This is a genomic window from Dolomitihabitans soli, assembly GCF_022213955.1.
GTDB classification, from domain to species: domain Bacteria; phylum Actinomycetota; class Actinomycetes; order Streptosporangiales; family Streptosporangiaceae; genus Streptosporangium_A; species Streptosporangium_A soli.
Genome location: NZ_JAKNTW010000048.1, coordinates 1 through 22,679 on the forward strand (window position 1 = coordinate 1; position 22,679 = coordinate 22,679).

Genomic DNA, 22,679 nt, shown 5'->3' on the forward strand with positions numbered 1-22,679 from the left:
TATTCAGCCGCATTCCCGTCGCCATCGCCATGGCCGCCGCGCTCGTCGCCACCAGCGCGCCCGCGCACGCCGCCGATCCGGCCTACCAGGTGCTCGTCTTCTCCAAGACGGCGGGCTTCCGGCACGACTCCATCCCGGCCGGCATCGAGGCCATCCGGAACCTGGGGACCGCGAACAACTTCACCGTCACCGCCACCGAGGACAGCGGCGCCTTCACCCCGGCCAACCTGGCCGGATACAAGGCGGTGGTGTTCCTCAGCACCACGGGCGACGTCCTCAACGGCACGCAGGAGGCCGCGCTCCAGTCCTACGTCGACGGCGGCGGCGGGTACGTGGGCGTCCACGCCGCGGCCGACACCGAGTACGGCTGGCCGTACTACGAGAAACTCGCCGGCGCCTGGTTCAAGAGCCATCCCGCGATCCAGCAGGCCACCGTGCGGACCGAGGACCGGTCGCACGCGGCGACCGCCCACCTCGGGCCGGCCTGGACCCGGACCGACGAGTGGTACAACTACCGCACCAACCCGCGGTCGACCGCGAAAGTGCTGCAGACCCTCGACGAGGGCAGCTACAGCGGCGGCGACATGGGCGACCACCCCATCACGTGGTGCCGTTCCCAGGCCGCAGGCAGGGCGTTCTACACCGGGCTCGGGCACACCGCCGCGTCCTTCGCCGAACCGGGGCTCCGGACCCTGCTGCTCGGCGGCATCCGCTACGCGGCGGGGTACGCCAAGGCCGACTGCCGTCCCGAGACCGGCTACACGCCCCTCTACAACGGGTCGACCGGCGGGTGGTCGCAGGCCGGGCCGGGCGGCTTCGCCAACGCCGACGGCACGCTCACCTCGCAGGGCGGCATGGGCCTGTACTGGTACCAGGCGAAGGAGTACCGCTCCTACTCGCTGAAGCTCGACTGGAGGATGGCCGGAGACGACAACTCCGGCGTCTTCCTCGGTTTCCCGCAGTCCGGCGATCCGCAGTCGGCGATCAACAACGGGTACGAGGTCCAGATCGACGCGAGCGACAGCGCCGACAAGACCACCGGAGCGGTGTACGGCTTCAAGTCCGCCGACACGGCCGCCCGTGACGCCGCCCTCAATCCGCCGGGCCAGTGGAACACCTACGAACTACGGGTCGAGGGCGAGCGGCTGCAGGTCTTCCTGAACGGCACGAAGATCAACGACTTCACGAACACCGACCCGGCGCGATCGCTGCGGCAGGGCCACATCGGGATCCAGAACCACGGGAACGACGACGACGTGGCGTTCCGCAACATCCGGATCAAGGAACTCGGCGGCGGCGGCACCCCGACGACGACCGAGGCGGAGTCGTACACCGCGAACTCCGGCGTCCAACCCGCCGACCACGCCACCGCCAGCGGCGGCAAGACCGCCGGATACATCAACAACGGCGACTGGACCGCCTACAACACCGTCACCACCACCGGCGCCACCACCTTCAGCGCCCGCATCTCCTCCGCCGGAGCCGGCGGAGCCATCCAAATCCGCTCCGGATCCCCCACCGGCACCCTCCTCGGCACCGTCACCGTCCCAGTGACCGGCAGCTGGGACACCTTCCAAACCATCACCGGACCCCTCACCGGAAACGCCACCGGACCCCTCCACCTCGTCTTCACCGGAACCGGCACCGGCTACCTCTTCGACATCGACACCTTCACCCTCGCGGTGGCCCCGGTCACGGACGCGCCGTCCACCAACGTGCACGTCTTCTACTACCCGTGGTACGGCAGCCCCGCCGTACTCGGCAGTTGGCGGCACTGGCAGCAGGGCGGCCGCACCCCGCCGCAGGACGTCGGCGCGGACCTCTACCCCACGCTCGGCGCGTACGACTCCGGCGACACGGCGGCCATCGCCCAGCACATGAAGTGGATCAGGCAGGCCGGTGTCGGCGTCCTCGTCTACAGCTGGTGGGGCCGCGGCAGCTACGAGGACACGCTGGCCAGGCGGGTGATGGACGCCGCCGCGCAGCAGGGCCTCAAGGTGGCCTGGCACATCGAGCCGTACACCGACCGCACCGCCGCGTCGGTGGTGGCCGACATCGGCTACATCAACGCGACGTACGGCGGGCATCCCGCCTTCTACCGGGCGGCCGGGAACGGCGACCGTCCCGCGTACTACGTCTTCGAGAGCCTGAAGATCACCGACTGGACGGCGCTCGACCAGGTCAACCAGAACAACATCATCCTGGCCCAGACGACCGACACCTCGAAGATCGCCCACTTCTCCGGCCTGTACACCTACGACGCCATCGCGGGCGCGACCGCCCCCGGCTGGAAGCAGGCCGGTGACTACGCCAGGCAGCACGGCCTGATCTGGGCGCCCTCGGTGGGCCCCGGCTACATCGACGACCGTGCCGTCCCCGGCAACACCACTCCCACGCTCGGCAGGGCGAACGGCGCCACCTACGACAAGGAGTGGACCAACGCCCTGGACCCGGCCATCGGCGGCTCGCCGACCTGGGTCTCCATCACCTCGTTCAACGAGTGGCACGAGGGCAGTTCCATCGAACCGGCCCGCAGCACCCCGCCGGCGGGCGGCTACCAGACCTTCGAGGGCGCCTACGGCAAGACGGGCGCCGCGGCCGAGACGGCCTACCTCGACCGGACGAACCACTGGGCCGCCGAGTTCGAGCGACTCCGGTGACCCGCGGTGCCAGGCTTCCGCGGAAGCCTGGCACCCTTCCCCCGTACGCCCTCAGCCCTTGATCGCGCCGACCAGACCGGTCACGAAGTAGCGCTGCAGGAACAGGAAGAGCGCGATCACGGGCAGCACGATGATCAGGGAGGCCGCCATCACCTCGTTGTACCGCGGCACCTCGCTGGCGATCAGCGACTCCAGCCCCAGGGGCAGCGTGTACCTGGAGTGGTCGGTGATCGACACGCGCGTCAGCACGTACTCGTTCCAGGTCGGCACCGCGGTCAGCACCGCGATGGTGATGTGCGCCGGCCTGGCCAGCGGCAGGTAGACCGACCAGAAGATCCGCGTCTCCCTGGCCCCGTCCGTGCGGGCGGCCTCGCGCAGCTCGCGGGGGATCGACCGGTAGCTGTTGGTGAGCAGCAACACGGTCAGGGGCGCGGTTCCGTTGACGAACGGGAGCACCAGCCCGATGTGGGTGCCGAGCAGGCCGAGGTTCTTCTCCAGGATCACCACGGGCAGCAGCACCGTGATGCCGGGGACGAACAGCAGCGAGACGAAGAACCAGAACAGGATCCGGCGGCCGGGGAACTCGAGTACGGCGAAGGCGTAGGAGGCCAGGCTGTAGACGACGAGCACGCCGAGCACGGTCAGGCCGGTGACCACCAGGCTGTTGCGGAAGTACTCGAAGAAGCGCAGCTGGCTCCACGTCGTCACGATGGTGTCGAAGGTGAAGTGCTGCGGGATGAGGTGACCGCCCCGGAGGATCTCCGTCCGGTCCTTGAAGGCGCCCGACACCATCCAGAGGAAGGGATAGACGCTGATCACGGCGTACACCGCGAGGGCGGCGTAGGCGGCGACGCGGCCGGCCTTCGAGGTCGTCACTTGACCCTCCTGAGCATGCGCGCGTTGACGAGGGTGAGCAGCAGCGCCCCGGCGAAGAGCAGCCAGCCGAGCGCGCTGGCCACCCCCAGGGTCTGCGCGAGTCCCTTCATGAAGGACAGCCGGTAGGTCTGCAGCCCGAGCACGTCGGTGTGACCGCCGGGGCCGCCGCCCGTCATGATCAGGAAGATCTGGAAGCCGTGCAGCGCGTCCCGCACGCCGAGCAGCACGATGGCGGCCGTGATCGGCCGCAGCAGCGGCCAGACGATCCGGCGTAGGACCTGCCGCTGGGCGGCGCCGTCGATCTGCGCGGCCTCGATCATGTTCGGGTCGATGGCCTGCAGACCGCTCAGGTACAGGAGGGTCGCGATCGGGACGCTCGACCAGACCAGGACGACGATCAGCGTGGGCAGCGCGGTGGCCGGGTTGCCGAGGAAGCCCTGCGGCTGCGCGAGGGAGCCCAGGCCCGCGGCGCGCAGCAGCAGGTTGACCGCGCCGTCGGGTTCGAGCACGTAGCGCCAGGCGTAGTAGACCGCGATGCCGCTGGTGACGTACGGGAGGAAGTACACCGACCGCAGCACCGAGCGCAGCCGTCTGATCGAGTTGAGCGCCACGGCGAGCGGCAGGGAGATCACCACGGTGAGGACCGGGACCGCGATCATCACCTGCGCCGTGTGCCACGCCGCCGCGCGGAACTCCGGCGCCAGCGACGGGTCGGCGTAGAGCAGGTCGAGGTAGTTCTGGATGCCCACCCAGGTCCACTCGGGTGTGAAGCCGTTCCACTTGGCGAAGCTCAGCGCGAAACCGCTGCCGATCGTGTAGACCCCCATGACCAGGAACAACGCCACGGCCGGCAGCACGAACGCCCACCCGACCAGCCATTCGGGGAGTCTGCGTGCACGCTCGGGCGGCTCCCCCCGGAGCCGCCCGGAGCGTTTCGCGGCGGTGAGCGTGCTCACTTGGTCGACTTCCACATGGCGCCCATGATCTTGTCGAGCTCCGGGCCCGCCTGCGGCGCGGTGACCTCGCCGAGCGGGGTCAGCCTGGTCAGCAGGTTGCCCGGCTTGACCTGGTCGTAGTCGGAGGGGAAGAAGGTGGTGTCACCCGCCTCGTAGGCGCTCTCCGCCGGGCCGGTGAAATGCTTCTGCAGCGCCGCGAGATCGGGGCCGAGCAGCGACTCCGCCTCGCCGCCCAGATCGGTCGCGGGCAGGTCGAGCGAGTTCTTGGCGACGACGCCCGCGCCCGTGGGCGAGGTCACCCAGTCGAGCCACTTGACGGCCGCCGCGCGGTTCTCGGTGGTCGAGGTCACCGCCAGCGAGGTCAGCGCCAGCGGCGACATGGAGATCTCCTTGTGCGCCCCCTCCGACGACGGCGGGATGGGGAAGGTGAGCACCTTGTCGGGCGACATCCCGTTCTGCGCGAGGAAGGCCAGGGTGAACGTGCCACCGACGTTGAACGCCGACTTGCCCTGCGCGAACGCGATGTCCGCCTCGTCGATGCCGAGCGTGGTGGATCCGGGCATCCAGTACGGCGTGAGCCTGCCGTACAGGTCGAGCGTCCTGATGCCGTCGGGTGAGCCGAATCCCTGCTGGGCGCCCTTGGCGAACAACGCCTGGAAGCGGTCCCGGCCCAGGTAGGAGTGGGCGAGCGGCTGGTAGATCCAGTTGAGGCCGGTCTGTGAGACCTTGAGGCCGAGGGACAGCCCGCCGCGCGCCGGGTCCTTCGCGGTGGTGGCCTTGAGGGCCGCGAGGAAGTCCTCCCAGGTCTTCGGCGGCGTGTCCGCGTCCAGCCCGGCGGCCCGCAGCTTCTCCTTGCTGGCGTAGACGATGCCGAACGCGCCCGCCGTGAACGGGACGCTGAACAGCGTGCCCGCCTTGACGCTCTTGAACGGGGAGTCGTTCGCCGCCAGGTCGATGCGCTGTTGGGTCATCAGCCCGGCGTCGCGGGTGGTGGGCAGCAGCCGCCGCTTCCACTCCTCCCCCACGTCCGCCGCGAGGTCCTGCACCAGGCCGGAGGCGCCGATCTCCAGATCCTCACCGCCGGCGTGCAACTCCAGGACGTCCGGCAGGCCACCGGTCTGCGCGGCGCTCTGGATCTTGCTGACGAACACGTCGTCGGGGGTGATCGCCTCGACGGTGACCGTGATCCCCGTCGCGGCCTTGAACTGACCGGCCGCCTTGTTCAGCGCGTCGGCGTGCGACTTCTTGAACGTCCACATGGTCAGCGCCCGGCCCTCCGCCGCCGGCTCCCCCGCCCCACCGCAGCCGGCCGCCAGAACGCCCGACAGAACCGCGATGACCACTCCGAGCGTCCGCGCCCGCCCCCCGCCTCTCCTCCGGTACGCCGAGCGCGCGCCCGATCCGCCGGGGGAGATGGAGGCCATTACTGGACTGCACTGTTTTGCACCGGTTGTCATCGGTGTCCTTTCGTGGAAGGGGGGTCGTCCACGTGCGCGCTGTTCCGGGCAAAGCTCCGGAGAGGCGTCAACGGCCTTCGAGCACAGGGCGCAAATCGTTAAGATTTGTTCTTGAAATCTACACGCACCTTCGCGACTGTCAAGGGTCAGGCGGAGGCGCGGCGGACGAGACGGGCCGGAATGATCTCCTCGCTGTACGGCCCCGCCGCCGCGCCGCGCAGCCGGTCCAGCAGCCGTCTCGCGCACGCCTGCCCGATCTCGCGCGCCGGGTTGGCCATGGTGGTGAGGCCGGGCGAGACCAGGCCGGCCGCCTCGATGTCGTCGAAGCCCATGACCGCCAGGTCGCCGGGCACCCGCAGCCCGCGTTCCTTGGCCAGGCCGAGCGCGCCGATGGCCATGATGTCGTTCGCGCAGAGCACGGCGTCGGGCGGCCGGGACAGCCCGAGCAGCCGCGCGGCGCCCTCCGCACCGCCCGCCCGGCTGAAGTGCGTGTGGACCACGAGCTCCCGGCCGGCGTCGGCGCCCGCCCTGACCAGGGCGGAACGATAGCCCGCCACCCGCTCGGCGGCCGGCCCCTCCGCCGCCGGGCCGCACACGAAGCCGATCCGGCGGTATCCCCTGGCGAGCAGGTAACCGGTGGCCTCGGCGGACCCTCCCTCGTCGTCGCTGTGCACCACGTCCACGCCCTCCTGGACCAGCCTGCCGCCGAGCCGGACCACCGGGATGCCGGCCTCGATGGCCGGCCGCAGATCCTCCGCGTGGGTGTGGAACACCGCGAAGGCGAGGCCGTCGACCTGGCGGGCGATCATCTGCTCGATCGCGTCCTGCTCCACGGGTCGCTCGCCGTCGGTGTTGCTGATGATCTGGTCGTAGCCGGCCGGGCCGAGGACGTCCTGCAGCCCTCTCGCCAGCGCCGGATAGAACGGGTTGGTGATGTCGGGGATGACCAGCCCTATCGTCTGGCTCCGGCTGGTGCGCAGCCCCCTGGCCAGCACGTTCGGCCGGTATCCGAGCCGGTCGATGGCGTCGAGCACCCGCCGCCTGGTCTCCTCGGCGACCGGGCGGCGGCCGTTCAGGGTGTGCGACACCGTGGTCGCGCTGACCCGCGCCAGCTCGGCGACCCTGGTGATGCTCGGGCGCTCACCGCGCCCCGGCGCGCGGGTCCCACCAAGCGGCGGCGCCACCGGTTCGCCGTCCGCCCCCGCGTGGCCCTCGGGTGACGGCCGGGCGAGCCGCCCCGCCGCCGCGAGCCGGGGAGGCTCCTGAGCCGGACCCGTGATCCCCCGCCTCAGCAGCAGGTACGCCGCGTCGAGCTCACGCAGCCCGAGCGCGACCGCCTCGCCGGGCGGCTCGCCCGCCGCCATCCGGATCAGCAGCGATTCCCACACCCGGCGCAGCGGACTCAGCAGGAGGGCGGCCATGACCTCGGGAGACGGCCCGTCGGCGGGGCGCTCACGGTCGGCCGCGAGGGCCTCGGCGAGCGCCCGCTCGTGCTCCGCGAACATGTCACGCCCGTAGGAACGCAGCGTGGCGCTGTCCCGAAAGACCCTCGCGTACGCGGCGAGGTTCTCAGCGCTGGGGCCGTCCGGACCGTCGGCCCGCACCTCGTCGTTCCCCGCGGCACGGCCGCCGGCGTCGGGAGCGCCCGCGCCGTCATCGGGAGCGCGCAGGCATCCCTGGACGGCGGCCACGGCCGACTCGCCCGGCGGGCGTTCCCTGACGGCGGCGGCCGGGGTGCTCGCCAGTAGCGGCTCGTGCGCGAAGAACAGCTGTTCCTTGGCCGGGAAGTAGTTGAAGACGGTCTTGGTGGAGACGTCCGCCGCCTCCGCGATCTCCATCACCGTCACGGCGTCGAAGCCGCGCTCGGCGAACAGACGCCGCGCGGCGTCCGCGATCGCGCGCCTGGTCTCGGCCTTCTTCCGCTCGCGCCTCGCGGGGGTCCGCTCCTGGGAGGGCATGCACCGATCTTACATCCGCACACTACTTATACTCACTATAAATACTTGTCCGCTCAGGGGGCCTCGATGCCGCCGTCGGGCCGGCGGACGCGGGCCGCCCAGCGCTCGTGGAGGTGGGTCACCGGTGGATGCCTGACGGCTTCGGCCTCGTTCAGCTCGATCCCCCAGCCCGGCTCGTCGTTCGGGTAGAGGTACCCGTTGCGCGGGGCGATCGTGCCGGGGAAGACCTCGTGCACGGCCTCGCCGTACACGTGACCCTCCTGGATCTGGAAGGCCGGGGTGGTGACGTCGAGCGCCACGTTGGCGGCGGCGCCGACGGGTGAGACGTCGGCGGGCGCGTGCCAGGCGGTCCCGACGCCGGAGAGCTCGCAGAGCGCGACCAGTTTGCGCGCCGGGGTGAGACCGCCCACCGAGGAGACGTGCAGCCGCAGCAGGTCGACGCCGCCCTCCCGGACCAGCCTGGCGGCGTCGGTCACCGAGCTGAGCTGCTCTCCCGCCGCGATCGGCATCGGCGCCGCCGCCCGCACCTCGGGGAGCCGGTCGTAGAACTCCGGCGCGATGGGGTCCTCAAGGAAGAACAGCCGGTAGGGCTCCAGTTCCCGGGCGAGGGCGACCGCCTGCTTGGGCGTGAGCCGCGAGTGGACGTCGTGCATGAGGCCGGGCTCCTCGCCGAGCTCGCGGCGGGCGTACGCGAAGAGCTTCGGGGTGTCGCGCAGGTAGCGCCACACGTCCCACCCGTCGGGGTACGGCGAGCCGGGGTGACCGCCCGCACCGCCCGGCGCGCCGTAGTGCCCCAGCCCCGGCGCCCCGACCTGGAGGCGCACGTGCCGGTAACCGGCGTCCAGGATCGCGGCCGCCTGCTCGATCGTCTCCTCCATCGTCGCGCCGCCCGCGTGCAGGTAGGAGTCCGCCGCCGCGCGCACCCGCCCGCCGAGCAGTTCGTACACCGGCATGCCCGCCCGTTTGCCCGCGATGTCCCACAGCGCCTGGTCCACCCCCGACAGGGCGTTGTTCATGACGGGGCCGCCGCGCCAGTAGGACGAGAAGTGCACCATCCGGGTGATGTCCTCGATGTCGGCCGGATGGCGGCCGACCAGCAGCGGGCCGACATGCCGGTCGACGGCCGCCGCGACGGCGTGGAAGCGCTGGGTGAACGTGGCGCAGCCCAGGCCGTGCAGGCCGGGCTCGCTGGTGTCGATCCTGACGACCACCAGCGGCACGCCCTCGGGGGCGGTGACGACGGCCCGGACCCGCGTGATCCGCAGCGCGTCGCGGGCCGGCCACGGCGCGCCGAACTCCGCCGGGGAATCGCCGCTCATACAGGCTCCTCGCTCAGCTCGTAGTGATGCCGGGCCGCGAATCCGAGGATCCGGGTCGCCACGCCCAGATCGACGGGGGCCGTTCTGCCGGGCAGGGACGCGCGCACCTGGCTGCTGGGATGGAACCGCCTCAGCAGTTCCTCGGTCGGCGTGGCGACCAGGGTGGTCGGCGCGGTCACCATGATCACGTGATGTCCCCGGATCGGCCGGGTGAGCGCCAGCCAGGCGGCCCGCGCCGCGTCCCGGGTGTCGAGGTAGGTCCACAGTTCCTTGGCGCCGGCGCCGGGATCGCCGGCCCACTCGCCCGCGGTCTGCCGGAGCTTGTCGCCGGGACCGCCGAGCCGGGGGTAGCGCAGGGCGACGACGGTCATCCCGTGGCGGCGCGCCATCATCGCCGCCGTCGCCTCGTCGGCCTGCTTCGACAGGCCGTAGGGATCCTCCAGTTGCAACGGCAGCGCCTCGTCGACCGGCACGTAGGCCGGATGCAGCAGCCGGTCGGCCCACGGCAGCCCCAGCACGGACATGCTGCTCGCGATCACCGCCCGGCCGATCCCCGCCCGCCCGGCCTCCTCCAGCACCACGAAGGTCGCCCTGGTGTTGCCGCAGTAGACGTCCTCCGGCAGGCCGAGGACCGGCGCCGGGGTCGCCGCGAGGTGGATGACCGCGTCCACGTCCGCCAGCGCCTCGCGCACGACGTAGGGATCGCCCGCGCTTCCGGTCACCACGCGGTCGGCCGGCAGACCGCCGGGATCGTGCAGGTCGAGCGCGGTCGCGGGCACCTCACGGCGGCCGAGCAGATCGAGCGTGGCCCGCCCCAGCCCGCCCGCCGCCCCGGTCACCAGCACCCGACGAGGAAGACCCGCCATCTGCTCACCTACGCAAATCGATTTGGACACTTCGTGCAGAATGCATCGTCACCCTTCCGCTGTCAATAGGCGTCCACTGCGAACAGGTTTGCAGTCACTGTAAATTTGGGCCGCGCGCGAAGCCCTCGTCCAGGACGCCCCGCCCCGGCGGCCTCTCCGAAACCGCCGCACGAGGCAGGTCCCCTCAAGCCCGCACATGACCTTCCCCCGGCGATCGGGGATCGCCGGGGGAAGGGTCAGCGGACTCAGCCGGAGACGCGGGGGTACCAGTTCAGGTAGGCCACGCAGGCCAGCGCGGAACCGTAGTCGGGCTGGGCGGCGCGGGCGTCGAAGACCGAGCGGGAGTGGGTGAACACCGCCTTGTCCCAATGGGCCACGGCCATCCAGCGGGGGGCCTGGAGATACTGGCCGGATGTCGCCAGGCCGCCGGTGCCGTCGACCCGGAGGAACGTGGTCGGGATGCCGTCCTCGGTGGTGGTGGCGAGTTTCCTGCTGTAGGTGCGGGCGAATTTGACCATGTCCTCGCCGCGGAAGTGGAGTTTCTTCCGGAAGGCCAGGGCGGCGAACTCCACGTCGATCGCTCCGTGGCTGAGGTCCTCGAGCTGCTGCGCGCCCTTGCCCGCCGAGCCGTACGACGGGGTGTACTCGGAGACCTCGTCGGTCTTCGCGTAGCCGTTGTAGAGCTTGCCGAACGTCGGCCAGTACGACCAGGTGTAGGCGCCGTCGTCGGTCTTCAGTTCCTTCTCGAAGGTGCGGGCCAGGCGGCGGGCCCGGTCGGCGAAGGCGCGGTCGCCGGTGGCCTCGAAGAGTTCCGCGTAGGTCATGCCGAGCGCGAGGCTCTGGTTGGTGGGCTGCTCGGTGCCGTCGTAGGCGAGCGGCATGCCCTTGATCCACACGTAGTGGCCACCGCCGTCAGCGGTCTCCCGCCACTCCCGGTCGTGTACGGCCGCCGCGGCCTTGGCCGCCTCGATGTACTCCATGGCCTTGTCCCGGTACCGGGCCTGGGCCCGGAGGGTGGGGCTGCGCAGCACGATCCGGGCGAACGACGCCATCGGGTAGGTGATCATGCCGGTGTGCACGGCGAAGATCACCGGCTGGGAGGTCAGCTTGGTCTGGCCCGCCACCGGCAGGCCCGTGCCCGTCTGGCCGGGCCTGAGGTCCTTCGCGGTCACCATGGTCGGCGTGGGGTAGACGTCCAGGATCCGGCGCACGGCGTAGTCGGCGGAGGCCGGGTCCATCGACAGGCCGGGGAAGGTCGCGACCCGGTTCGTCTGGGTGTTCTTCACCTCCAGGGTGAAGCGGCCCTCGGCGGCGTCCGCGGTCACGGTCGCCGTGGCCATGTCGGCGTACGTCAGCGCGCTACGGATCTCCAGCAACGGCTGCCCGTCCTCGCCCGCCAGCTGGGCGATGCCGACCGTGTAGGGGTGCGCGGCACGCCACGCGGGCAGCGAGAGCCCCCGGTAGTCGGTGACGCCGCGCTCCGAGTCGCGGCCGGCCAGCACCAGGTCGATGTTGTGGATGAGCCGGTCAAGGTAGTGGGTGTCCCGGTACGCCTCGTACATGCGGACGAATCCGGCCAGGACATAGGACTGGCCCCAGGCCAGCCCGCCGTGCTCGTTGTTGTCGGTGGGCTGGCCGGCTCCACCCTTCTCGTGGAAGGTCCGGTCGAATAGGTCGAACGTCTCTCTGGACGTGTAGTCGTGGCCGGCCGCGGCGCTTGCCGTACCGGGGAGTCCCAGCAGTCCGGCGCCGCCGACCAGGAGGGCGGCCCGGCCGAGTTCTCTGCGTGTCAACATCGTTCGTGTCCTCCGGGGGGGGTGGGTACGCGCGGCGTCAGCCCTTCACCGCACCGCGCATGCCATCGAGTACGTGACGTTGCATGATCATGAAGAAGATGACGACCGGCAGGATCGAGATGATCGTCCCGGCCGCCAGGCTCCGGACGTCCGTGCCGGTGATGCCGGCCAGATAGGAGATCCCGAGCGCGATCGGATACTTCGCGGAGTCCTTGAGGACCACGAGCGGCCAGATGAAGCTGTTCCAGACCGAGATGAAGCCGAAGATGCCGAGGATCGCCAGGGTGGGGCGCGAGGCCGGCAGCATCACGTGCCAGAAGATCCGCAGTTCGTGGCAGCCGTCCGTGCGGGCCGCGTCGATGACCTCCCGGGGGACTCCGGCGAAGGTCTGCCGGAGCAGGAAGACGCCGAAGGCGGACAGCAGTCCGGGCAGGATGACGCCCGCGTAGCTGTCGGCCAGCCCGAGCTGGGAGACCACCAGGAACCTGGGGATGAGCATGAGCTCGCCCGGCAGGAACATCGTCGACAGGATCGCGAAGAAGATGAGGCTCTGGCCGCGGAACCTCATCTGCGCGAGCGGGTAGGCGCACAACGCGGAGACGACGATGTAGACGGGCACCATCACGCCGACGTAGATCACCGAGTTGAGCAGGTAGCGGAAGTACGGGATCGCCGTCCACGCCTCCCTCGCCCAGGTCAGGACCGGGGGTCTCGGGATGATGTCGGGCGGGAAGGAGAAGACGGCCTGTCCCGAGGGCTTGAGGCCCGAGGACACCAGGATCAGGAACGGGCCGACGAAGACCAGGGCGATCGCGGTCAGCAGGATGTACATCCCCGCACGCCGCAGCCACCAGGCGAGCCTCGGCGTCATGGCATGACCGTCCTTCCCTTGGTGAGGCGGTAGTTCACGAAGGCCATGACGATCAGGAGCACCCACAGCACGAGGCCCATCGAGCTGGCGTAGCCCATGTCGTACTGTTCGAACGCCGCCGACCAGATGTAGTAGCCCAGCGTGAGGGTCGAGTCCTGCGGACCGCCCTGGGTCATCACGTAGACCGAGGTGAAGACCTGCATCGCGTCGAGCATCGCCATCGTCATCGAGACCGCGATGTAGGGGATCATCAGCGGCACCGTGATGTGGCGCAGGCGATGCCAGGACGTCGCCCCGTCGACCTTCGCGGCCTCGTACAGGTTGGTCGGAATGGTCTGCAGGCCGGCGAGGTAGATCATCATGTAGGTGCCCATGCTCTTCCAGCCCTCGACGAGGATGAGGGCCGGCAGCGCCCAGACCGGGTCGAGGAGATACTGCACCGGCTGGTCGAGCAGTCCCGCCCCGGTGAGGATCCAGTTGAGCACGCCCTGCTGGTGGAAGACGTAGTTCCAGGCCACCGCCACCGCGACCATCGAGGTCACGACCGGCAGGTAGAAGAGCATCCGGAACGTCTTGATCCCGGGCAGCTTCTGGTTGACCAGTACGGCCAGCAGCAGCGGGATGACGACGAGCAGCGGGAACAGCCCGACCAGGAACAGCATCGAGTTGGCCAGCGCGCCCCAGAACCGGTCGTCGCCGATGAGCCGGACGAAGTTCTCCATGCCCACGAAGACCGGCGGCGAGACCACGTCGTACTCATAGAACGACAGCTGGATCGCGGTGACCGCCGGCCAGGCGAAGAACACACCGAACAACGCCAGGGCGGGGAGCGGAAAGAGGTAAGGGGTGTACCACCGCTGCCCGGGGATCCGGCTGACGGCCATTGACGTCACGTGCCCTTCGCCAGGCCGCACAGAAGCGGCAAATCAAATGTGAGGCCTAAATGATGTATAACGGCTGGCCAGAATGCGGAGAAGCGTATCCATGGCCGTTGAACGCCGTCAAGACCTCACGTTCGGGCAAGTGACGAGGGGTTGACGGAGATCTGTCGCTGATGACATCGTGCCGAAAGCAGATGTTCTGGACGGCCATAATTGGCCACATGTGATTCTCAAGCGGTTTGCGGACGCAGGCGTCGTCGGCGAGCCACCTCTTGGAGATCCCCCACAACGCTCAGGAGGTTCGCAGTGACCTGGTCTCGCAGAGTCGCCTTAATGTCAGGCGCACTGGCGCTCTCGATCTTCACCACCGGTTGTGTGGCCGGCACCTCGGCCGAACCGTCGGCCGCCCCGGCCGACGACTCCCCCTTCGAGGGCGAGGTGGAGTTCTGGACGATCAACCTGAAGAAGAACTACAGCGACTACATCACCGGGCTGATCAGCCAATACCAGAAGGAACACCCCAAGGTCACCGTCAACTGGGTGGACGTGCCGGGCCAGGACATGGCGACCAAGCTGCTGGCGGCGGTCGCCAGCGGTGACGTGCCCGACGCGGTCAACATCGCCTCCCTCGACCTCGGCCGCTTCACCCCGTCGCTGTCCCCGCTCGACGAGCACATCAAGCCCGCCGACCTCGCCGACTTCCAGCCCAACCTGGTCGAGCCGCTCCGCGTGGACGGCAAGCTCTACGCCGTGCCGTGGTACAACGGCGGCGCGCCCGTGGCGATCTACCGCAAGTCCGTGATGGCCAAGGCGGGCTTCGACGAGAAGGCCCCGCCGAAGACGTACGACGAGGCGCTGGCCCTGGCGGACAAGGTCTACGACAAGACGAAGGTCTACGGCAGCAACGACATCCCGGGGCAGTCCGCCCCCGCCCTGCTGGCCTACTACGGGGTCAAGCTGCTCTCCGACGACAAGAAGACGGCGGCGTTCAACACCCCCGAGACCGTCCAGATCCTTGAGCGGTTCAAGCAGAGCTACGAGAAGCACGGCCTCGCGCCGGGCACCGTCTCCAAGGACGTGCGCAACTTCCCGCAGAGCCTGGAGAACGGCCAGCTCGCCTTCCAGGCCAGCGCCAACGCCGCGGTGCTGCTGAACATCCAGAAGAACGCCCCCGACGTCTACGAGGACCTCGCCGTCACCGAGCCCGTGCGGACCGGCACCGGCGGATACCTGCTCAACGCCCAGCAGGCGTTCGCGATCCCCAAGGCGTCCAAGCACCGCAGGGCCGCCGCCGAGTTCATCAAGTTCTTCACCAACGGCGCCAACCAGCTCGCCTTCTGCAAGCTGGTACCGATCTACCCGTCTACGATCTCCTCGACGAAGGACCCCTTCTTCACCGAGACCGGCGGCGACGACCCGATGACCGTCGCCCGCCGAGTGATCGTCAAGGGCCTCCCCCAGCTCGAGTACGGCGCGCTCGGCACAGTCAAGGACACCGAGCTCAACGAGTACCTCGCCGAAGAGATCAGAGCCCACCTCCAGGACCGGAAGAGCGCGAAGGAAGCGCTCGACGCCGCAGAGAAACGATGGAATGACGCACTTGCCTAAGCTCAGAATCGGAATCGTCGGCGCGGGCATCATGGGCCGCGGCCACGCCGAGGTCCTCGCCGCCCATCCCGACGCCGAGATCACCGCGGTGGCGAGCCGTACCCCGGCCGGCGCAGAGGCGCTGGCCGGGACGGTCGGCGCGACCGTCTACGCCGACTACCAGGACCTGCTCGTCTCGGGCGAGGTCGACGCCGTGTCGATCACCACGCCCGACCACCTGCACGCCGACGTGATGGTGGCGGCGGCCGACGCCGGGGTGCACATCCTGGTGGAGAAGCCGTTCACCACGACCGTGGCCGACGCCGACCGGGCGCTCGCCGCGATCAGGCGGGCGGGCGTGGTCGCGATGTGCCTCTTCAACCACCGCTGGGTGCCCGCCTACGCCCAGGCCAAGGACCAGATGCACCTGCTGGGCGACCCGGTGGTCGGCTACGCCAGGAAGAACGACACGATCTACGTGCCGACCGAGATGATCGGCTGGGCCGACAAGACCACCAGCGCCTGGTTCCTCTCCAGCCACGACATCGACCTGGTGACCTGGCTCTTCGACGACGAGGTCGTCGAGGTCTTCGCCACGGCCCGGTACGGGAAGCTGCGGGATCGGGGCATCGACACGCCCGACGCCATGCAGATCCAGGCCAGGTTCAGCCGGGGCGCGGTGGCCACCTTCGAGTCGGCCTGGATCTACCCGAACACGTTCCCGACCATGGTCGACAGCTACGTCACCGTGGTCGGCGAGGACGGCGTGATCCAGCTGGACCGGCAGCGGGAGAACATCCAGCTGGCCACCGACGCGGGCTACAAGTATCCGCGGAACATGCTCCAGCGGGTGGTGCACGGCATCCCCGGCGGAGCCTACCGGGAGGCCATCGACCACTTCGTGGAGTGCGCGCGGACCGGCGACCAGCCCTTGATCACGGCGGAGAGCTCCCGCCACGTCACCGCCGTGCTGGCCGCCGCCCACGAGTCCGCGACCACGGGCGCGCCGGTACGGGTCACCCCGCCGGCCGGCCGATAGACCGGCTCACCCGACGGGGAGGATGAGAGAGTTATGGATCCTGTGCGGTATGTGGAAAGACCTCCGCACGTTGATCCCGTTCGGATGCTTCACATCACCGATCAGGGACTGCTGGACGCGCTCGCGGCGACCGGCGCGGGCGACGTGGACGAACTGCGGCGCCACTTCGCCAGGCGCCCGGGGCCGCGGCCGGTGTGGGACGTCTCGCGGTGGGCCGCCGCCATGGCCGGCACGGAGGCCGCCGCGGAGGCCGCCGCCGCCGCCGACCGGCTGCTCGGCGTCGAGGTGGACTTCCTCGACAAGGGGCACGGGCGTTCCAGGCTCTACGGCTTCCACTACCTGCGCTGGATGACACCGCTGGTGTCGGCGTACGCGCTGACCGGCGACCCGGTCTACGCCAGGGAGTGGGACCGCCTCTTCGGCCAGTGGTACGACAGCCGGGACCGGGTCGTCGGCGACTGGCCGGGGCTCGACGTGGTGTGGTACTCCCTGGGCGTCTGGGCCCGCTCCACGTTCGTCACCCAGGCGCTCACGGTCTTCGGCGAGGAACCGGCGCTCAGCCGGGAACGCTGGCTGGAGATGATGAAGACGGTCCTCGGCGGGGCTCGCTGGGCCGCCGAGGAGCACGACGAGTTCCGGCAGGGCAACTGGCAGTTCGCCTGCGCCTCCGAGCTCCTGCACGTCGCCGCGGTCTTCCCCGAGTTCGGCGAGGCCCAGAGCTGGACGGAGATCGCGAAGGCGCGGATCCTCGACCATCTCGAACTCGACGTCAGGGCCGACGGAGGGCATCACGAGCGCTCCCCCGGCTATCACAGCATGTGCGTCGAGGCCGTCCAGCGGGCCGCGGTCATCGGCGAGCAGTACCTCGGCTGGGACCTCGCCGGCCACCCCCGCGTGCGCGCCATGCACGACTGGTACGTCTCGCTCGTCACCCCCGGCGGCTGGATCCCGCACCTCCAGGACAGCGGCGTGATCTGGCCCGCCGCGCAGCTCCTGCGCGGCCACCACCTGCTCGGCGACCCCGCGTACAAGGCGCTCGCCGAGCGCTGGCTCTCGGCGGAGGAGATCCGCGGCGAGCTGGCGTGGCTGCCGCCGCGCCACGGGCTCGACGCCACCGCCGCCTTCCAGGCCGCGCCGTCGAGCGAGCCGGACTCGTCCTCCCACACCCTTCCCACCAGCCAGTACGCGGTCCTTCGTACCGGGTGGGACAGCGGCGACCTGCACACCGTCGTCAACTACGGGCCCTTCGTCGGACACGAGCTGGAGCCGCACAGCCATCACGCGGCCCTGGACTTCGTCCTGGCCGGCTGGGGTGTGCCTCTCGCCTGGGAGGCGGGCGGCCCGCCGTCCTACGACGATCCCGGCTACTACGACTGGTTCCAGGCGACCCGGGGACACAACACGGTCCTCCGCGAAGGCGAGGAGTTCGCCACCGACAGGGCCGCCGCCTGTGACACGTTCGTGGCGTTGCCGCACGTGGACGTGTTCGCGGGTCACCACAAGGGTTACCCGGCACGGCACGACCGGCGGATCGTCCTCGTCCGGGACTCGCCGTCGTACTGGCTGGTGACCGACGAGCCGGCGGACGGCGCCGAAGCGGTCTGGCAGCTGCACGGGCTGTCGCCGTGGCGCGAACACGCCGGCGGGCACGCCGGCTCGCGGGCGCCGGGCCTCCACGTCGTCCCCGCCGAGCCGGTGACCGAGGTCCGGTACGGCACCGGCCCCAGCCGGATCCCGGACCCCGTCGCCAAGACCGCGGAGTACGGCGAGGTGCACACGCTGGGCCTGCGGCGGGCGGGCGGGTTCACCGTCGGCCTGTTCCCCTTCGACCAGGAGCCGGGAACGGCGGAGGTCCGGGTCCGGGGAGCATCCGTCGAGGTCTCCACAGGCGGGGTCACCGACCTGTTCACCGGCTCCCAGTGGACCCGCCGCGACTCCGCGGGCGTCCTGCTGGCCGCCGCCTGCTGGGGGCCGGCCCTCGTCGCCGACGGCATCGCGCTGATCGAGGCGGACGGGCTGGTCGCGGCGGACGTCGGTTACCACGCGGGGCTCACCGCCGTGATCGACACCGATCGGTCCACGAAGCTGAGGGTGCACGCTCCCGGGATGACGCGGATGACGCTGAACGGCGTCCTGCTGCGGCCCGCCCGCGACGGGGACCACCTCACGGTGACCCTGCCCTCCCCCGGCCGGTGGCGGGTCGAGGCGGCCGCCGATGAGTAGCGAACGGCCGGTGCTGGTCGACGCCGACGCGATGCTGGGCCGTCATCCACGCCGGGCCGTGGGTGACGGCGGTGTCACGGCGGCACTGCTCAGGATGGACCGCTTCGGCATCTCCGAGGCCTTGGTGGGGCACACGATGTCCTGGCTGCACGACCCGGCGACCGGGAACCGCAGGCTCCTCGAACTCCTCGCCGGCCAGCCCCGGTTGAGCCCGTGCTGGGTGATGCTTCCCGACACCTGCGGTGAGATCGGCACGCCCGCGGCCTTCGTGGACGCCGCCCTCGCCAGCGGGGTCCGCGCGGTGCGCGCCTATCCGGCTGATCACGGCTACGACCTCGGCGGCGCCGACGCGGCGCCGGTGCTCGACGCCGTCACCGAGGCGGGGCTTCCGCTGCTGCTCGACGCGGCGCAGATCAGCTGGCCGGCCGTGGAGGCGATCGCGACGGCCCGCCCCCGGCTCACGATCGTGGTCGGCGAGGTCGGCTATCGGACGCTTCGCCAGGTGGCGGGGGTCCTGGCCCGGACGGACAACGTCCATCTCGGGCTGGCCAACCTGTCCTCCCACTGCGGCCTCGAATGGCTCGCCGGGCGATTCGGCGCGCGGCGTCTCGTCTTCGGCACCGGCGCCCCGGCGCGGGATCCGGCGGAGGCGGTGACCCGGCTGCTCTGGGCCGACCTGGACGACGGCACCGTGGCGGCGATCGGCGCGGGCAACCTGCGGAACCTGCTGTGCAAGGAGTCGAGAGCCGCGTGAACCCCCTCCTGTCCGCGCTGTGGGCACGACGCCCGCAGCGCAGCCTGCGCATCGTCGACGCGCACGCGCACTCCGGGCCGTACAGCCTGTTCTTCATTCCGGACGCCGGGCCGGAGGGCATGATCAAGGTGATGGACCGGTGCGGGGTGGCGCACGCCGTCCTGTCCAGCCATCTGGCGATCCAGCTCGACGCGGCGACCGGGAACGCGGCGACGGCCGCCGCCGTCGCGCACGCGCCGGACCGCTTCACCGGCTACCTGACCGTCAACCCGTGGCAGGATCCCCTCGCGGAGCTCGGGAAGTGGGGCGACGATCCCCGGTTCGGCGGTATCAAACTCCATCCGGACCTGCACGACTATCCGCTCACGGGGAAGAGGTACGCGCCGGTGTGGGAGTTCGCGCAGCGCACCGGCTGCCCGGTGCTCACGCACACCTACGACGGCTCGCGGTACAACGATCTGGGCCATGTCGGGGAGGTGGCGACCAGGCATCCGCGCGTGGTGATCCTCGCCGGGCACTCGGGGGCGACCCCGCTGGGGTTCGACACCGCGATCGAGGTCGCGCAGCGTCACCCCGGAGTGGTCCTCGAACTGTGCGGCTCCTACAACAGCGGTGCCGACGTGGCCCGGATGGTGCGGGAAGTGGGGGCGGGGCGGGTGGTGTTCGGGTCGGACTTTCCGTTTATCGATCTTCGGATGTCGCTCGGGCGGGTACTCTTCTGTGATCTCAGCGACGATGACCGGGCGGCTGTGCTCGGCGGCACGATGACCGATCTGCTCCAGTGGCGGGGGAACGCCGGGCGGTCGCGTCCCGGCCCGTTCGCGGAGAGTGCATAGGCCGCGGGGCCGATTTATTATCCGGGTGGACGACGTGGAGGAGAGGTGATCACGATCACGGGGCGGCTGCGGTCCGAGACACGGTCCAGAGTGGCGATCGGGGTCGTGGGCCCGCATGACCTGGTCGAGCAGATCATGTTGATCGGCGCCGGGCTCTCCTCGGCCGCCGACTGGCGTCTGGTCGGCGCACCGCACGCGGAGGAGCACGAGACGTACGACAAGTTGTCCAAGATCGCGGACAGCATCGACGTCGTGCTCTTCACCGGGCCGCTCCAGCACGACCTGGCCCGTCAGTCGGGAGAACTGCCGGTGCCCGCCACGTTCGTGCCGGTGAGCGGGGCCGGCCTCTACTCCAGCCTGCTGCGCGGAGTGCTCACCCAGGGCATCGACCCGGCCAGGGTGAGCATCGACTCCATCTCCGCCGCCGACGTGGAGGAGGCGTACGGCGAGATCGGGGTGAGCACCGGCGGCGTCCACCTGTCCGAGTACGACCGGCCCGAGTCGGCGCGCGGCTTCATCGGCTTCCACGAGAAGCTGTACCGGCAGGGGGCCACGACCGCGGCGCTGACCACGATCAGAACCGTGGCGAAGAAGCTGGACGACGCCGGGGTGCCGACGCTGCGGATGCTGCCGACCACCCAGACGTTGCGGATCGCGCTCACCACGGCGGCACTCCTCGGGACCGGAAGCCGGCTGGAGGAGTCGCAGATCGCCATCGTGCTGGTCGAACTGGCGGCCTCGGCCCGTCCCAGCTACTCGGGTCCGGGCAACTACTGGCAGCAGGAGCTGAAACTCTCCCTGCACAAGTCCCTGCTGGCCGACGCGCGGCTGATGGGCGCCACGGTCGCGCCGCGAGACGAGAACAGCTACGTGGTCACCGCGACCGTCGGCGCGCTCGCCCAGGCCACGGACGGCTTCCGGGTGGCGCCGTTCATGGATCGGGCCCGCTCGGAGGTGGGCGTCGCGGTGGAGGTCGGGATCGGCCTCGGCGACACCGCCAGGGACGCCGACGCGAACGCGCTGGTCGCCGTGGAGAGGGCGCGCGGCGCCGACGCCGGGGCGGCCTTCCTCGTCGGCATCGGCGGCACGGTGGTGTCGCTCCCCCTGCGTCAGCGCCGCAGGGCCGAGACGAGCGCGCCCGTGGTCGCCTCCAAGGCGGCCAAGCTGCTGGAACGGCTGGCCGAAGGGGTCGGCGACGGCCCCGAGGCGCTGGTGGTGGACGCCGAGATCGTGGCCGACATCCTCGCCATCGCCCCCCGCAGCGCCCGCAGGGTCCTGCAGAGCCTGGTGGAGGAGGGCCTGGCCTGGCCGATGCCGCCGGTCAGGGGAGCCCAGGCGGGCCGGCCGCGTCAGACGTACCGGCTGGTGCTGGAGAGCGCGCCCCGGTAGCCCCGGCTAGGGCGACCGGAGGGTGCGCCGGTACTCCGTGGGCGAGCAGCCGACGTGGCGTTTGAACACGTTGCGGAGGGCTTTGGCGCTCGGGTAGCCGGTGTGGGCGGCGACCACGTCGATGGGCAGCGCGGAGGTGCTCAGCAGGGTGCGCGCGTGGCGCAGCCGGAGTCCGGTGAGATGACGAAGGAAGGTGGTCTTCCGTTCCTCCGCGAACAGGTGGGAGATGTAGAACGGACTGGCCGAGATCGCCTCGGCCACCGTGGCCAGCCGGAGCCCGGGATCGGTGTAGTGCGTGGCCAGGTAGGTTTCCGCCTGCGCCAGGATGTCGGGCGTGCGGTCCGCCTGCGGAGCGGGCGGCATCAGCCGCTTCAGCGTCTCGTCCAGCCAGATGTGCAGGTAGGAGCGTTCGTGGATGGCGGTGAGGGCGACCAGGTCCTCGATGGGCAGCCGTGCGCACGCGTCGAGCCAGTCCGTCGAGCCGCCGGCGAGCCGGCACCGGTTGACCATGTCGACGACGAACAGCAGCTCGCCCATCAGCCAGTTGCGCAGGGTCCTCGGGTCCAGGTCGCGCTCCTGGACGCAGCGGTCCACCCATTGGGAGAGCAGCGCCGTCGCGCCGCCGCGGTCACCCGCCTGGATCCGGCGGGCCAGCTCCGCCTCGATCCGGACCGGCGGCGGCACGTCCGGCCGGTCGGCGGGCGGCGAGGCGATCACCTGGTCGCCGCCGAGGAGGAGCTTGTAGGAGTTGGTCCAGCGGGCGTCGTCCTCGGCCGCGGCCGGGCCCCGCGGCCCGGTGCGCGGCGTGCTCAGGCTGACGGTCGCGGTCAGCTCGGTGTCGCGCACGATGCGGCCCCTGATCTCCTCCGCCAGGATGCCCGCCTCGGTCATGAGCGTCTCCGGGTCGGCGCCGGTGAGGAGCACGAGCCACTCGTCGGGGGGCATCGTCCGGTAGCTCACCGACGACCGGCCGCGGGTCACCGCGTGGATCACGCGCTCGGCCTGGGCGAGCTGCCGGCGGGCCCAGGGATGGCCGCGCGCCCGGCCGGAGGCGACGAAGTCATCGATGTCGACCAGGGCGGCGACCGCGAAGGACGCGTTCATGGCCCCACACTAACGGCCACGCCATCCAAATGGCCACCCTTATTATCATATTTCGGATGACCTAAATCACATCGCCCTTTGTCGGCACTCGGTCCGGGGGACGCCAC

Annotated in this window: 17 protein-coding genes; 7 read left to right on the forward strand and 10 right to left on the reverse strand. The window is 70.5% G+C overall.

What is annotated here, in order from left to right; translation table 11 throughout:
• Nucleotides 1–2,660: ThuA domain-containing protein (locus MBA17_RS46970; protein WP_238505405.1), on the forward strand; the 2,660-nt coding region annotated here is incomplete at its 5' end.
• A gap of 51 nt (nucleotides 2,661–2,711) precedes the next feature.
• On the opposite strand, the gene MBA17_RS46975 is transcribed toward MBA17_RS46970, so the two are convergent.
• The 9 genes from MBA17_RS46975 to MBA17_RS47015 all read right to left on the reverse strand — a co-directional run bounded on the left by MBA17_RS46975 (nucleotide 2,712) and on the right by MBA17_RS47015 (nucleotide 13,643).
• Nucleotides 2,712–3,536, reverse strand: a complete 825-nt coding sequence (locus MBA17_RS46975) for a carbohydrate ABC transporter permease (RefSeq protein ID WP_238505406.1) — start codon at nucleotides 3,534–3,536, stop codon at nucleotides 2,712–2,714.
• Complete coding sequence (locus MBA17_RS46980; protein WP_238505407.1) at nucleotides 3,533–4,492, reverse strand: carbohydrate ABC transporter permease; 960 nt, start codon at nucleotides 4,490–4,492, stop codon at nucleotides 3,533–3,535. The genes MBA17_RS46975 and MBA17_RS46980 overlap by 4 nt, the downstream gene beginning before the upstream one ends.
• Nucleotides 4,489–5,916, reverse strand: a complete 1,428-nt coding sequence (locus MBA17_RS46985; protein ID WP_238505408.1) for an ABC transporter substrate-binding protein — start codon at nucleotides 5,914–5,916, stop codon at nucleotides 4,489–4,491. The genes MBA17_RS46980 and MBA17_RS46985 overlap by 4 nt, the downstream gene beginning before the upstream one ends.
• Before the next feature lie 179 nt (nucleotides 5,917–6,095).
• Nucleotides 6,096–7,907 carry a substrate-binding domain-containing protein gene (locus tag MBA17_RS46990; protein ID WP_238505409.1) on the reverse strand — a complete coding sequence of 604 codons (1,812 nt, stop codon included), beginning with the start codon at nucleotides 7,905–7,907 and terminating at the stop codon, nucleotides 6,096–6,098.
• Nucleotides 7,908–7,960: 53 nt separating this feature from the next.
• Complete coding sequence (locus MBA17_RS46995; protein ID WP_238505410.1) at nucleotides 7,961–9,226, reverse strand: enolase C-terminal domain-like protein; 1,266 nt, start codon at nucleotides 9,224–9,226, stop codon at nucleotides 7,961–7,963.
• The gene (locus MBA17_RS47000; RefSeq protein WP_238505411.1) at nucleotides 9,223–10,092 is read right to left on the reverse strand and encodes an NAD-dependent epimerase/dehydratase family protein; all 870 of its coding nucleotides are present in this window, start codon (nucleotides 10,090–10,092) and stop codon (nucleotides 9,223–9,225) included. The genes MBA17_RS46995 and MBA17_RS47000 overlap by 4 nt, the downstream gene beginning before the upstream one ends.
• Nucleotides 10,093–10,337: 245 nt before the next feature.
• A complete protein-coding gene (locus MBA17_RS47005; protein ID WP_238505412.1) occupies nucleotides 10,338–11,888 on the reverse strand; it encodes a hypothetical protein in 1,551 nt (516 codons plus the stop codon).
• 37 nt (nucleotides 11,889–11,925) lie between these two features.
• Nucleotides 11,926–12,759, reverse strand: a complete 834-nt coding sequence (locus tag MBA17_RS47010) for a carbohydrate ABC transporter permease (RefSeq protein WP_238505413.1) — start codon at nucleotides 12,757–12,759, stop codon at nucleotides 11,926–11,928.
• The gene (locus tag MBA17_RS47015) at nucleotides 12,756–13,643 is read right to left on the reverse strand and encodes a carbohydrate ABC transporter permease (protein WP_238505427.1); all 888 of its coding nucleotides are present in this window, start codon (nucleotides 13,641–13,643) and stop codon (nucleotides 12,756–12,758) included. The genes MBA17_RS47010 and MBA17_RS47015 overlap by 4 nt, the downstream gene beginning before the upstream one ends.
• Nucleotides 13,644–13,973: 330 nt before the next feature.
• Between MBA17_RS47015 and MBA17_RS47020 the strand changes: the two genes are divergently transcribed.
• The 6 genes from MBA17_RS47020 (at nucleotide 13,974) to MBA17_RS50870 (ending at nucleotide 21,468) form a co-directional block, all read left to right on the forward strand.
• Complete coding sequence (locus MBA17_RS47020; RefSeq protein ID WP_238505414.1) at nucleotides 13,974–15,248, forward strand: ABC transporter substrate-binding protein; 1,275 nt, start codon at nucleotides 13,974–13,976, stop codon at nucleotides 15,246–15,248.
• On the forward strand, nucleotides 15,232–16,266 hold the full coding sequence (locus MBA17_RS47025) for a Gfo/Idh/MocA family protein (protein ID WP_238505415.1): 1,035 nt from the start codon (nucleotides 15,232–15,234) through the stop codon (nucleotides 16,264–16,266). The genes MBA17_RS47020 and MBA17_RS47025 overlap by 17 nt, the downstream gene beginning before the upstream one ends.
• 84 nt (nucleotides 16,267–16,350) lie before the next feature.
• The gene (locus MBA17_RS47030) at nucleotides 16,351–18,489 is read left to right on the forward strand and encodes a heparinase II/III family protein (RefSeq protein WP_238505416.1); all 2,139 of its coding nucleotides are present in this window, start codon (nucleotides 16,351–16,353) and stop codon (nucleotides 18,487–18,489) included.
• Nucleotides 18,482–19,243: an amidohydrolase family protein gene (locus MBA17_RS47035; protein ID WP_238505417.1), complete on the forward strand. Its 762-nt coding sequence runs from the start codon at nucleotides 18,482–18,484 to the stop codon at nucleotides 19,241–19,243. Before MBA17_RS47030 ends, MBA17_RS47035 begins: the two co-directional genes overlap by 8 nt.
• Nucleotides 19,240–20,079, forward strand: a complete 840-nt coding sequence (locus MBA17_RS47040; protein WP_238505418.1) for an amidohydrolase family protein — start codon at nucleotides 19,240–19,242, stop codon at nucleotides 20,077–20,079. The genes MBA17_RS47035 and MBA17_RS47040 overlap by 4 nt, the downstream gene beginning before the upstream one ends.
• 45 nt (nucleotides 20,080–20,124) lie before the next feature.
• Complete coding sequence (locus MBA17_RS50870) at nucleotides 20,125–21,468, forward strand: GTP cyclohydrolase IIa (protein WP_238505419.1); 1,344 nt, start codon at nucleotides 20,125–20,127, stop codon at nucleotides 21,466–21,468.
• A 6-nt stretch (nucleotides 21,469–21,474) separates the two neighbouring features.
• Here MBA17_RS50870 and MBA17_RS47050 read toward each other — a convergent pair whose 3' ends face one another.
• A complete protein-coding gene (locus MBA17_RS47050) occupies nucleotides 21,475–22,572 on the reverse strand; it encodes a helix-turn-helix domain-containing protein (protein ID WP_238505420.1) in 1,098 nt (365 codons plus the stop codon).
• Nucleotides 22,573–22,679 lie beyond the last annotated feature (107 nt).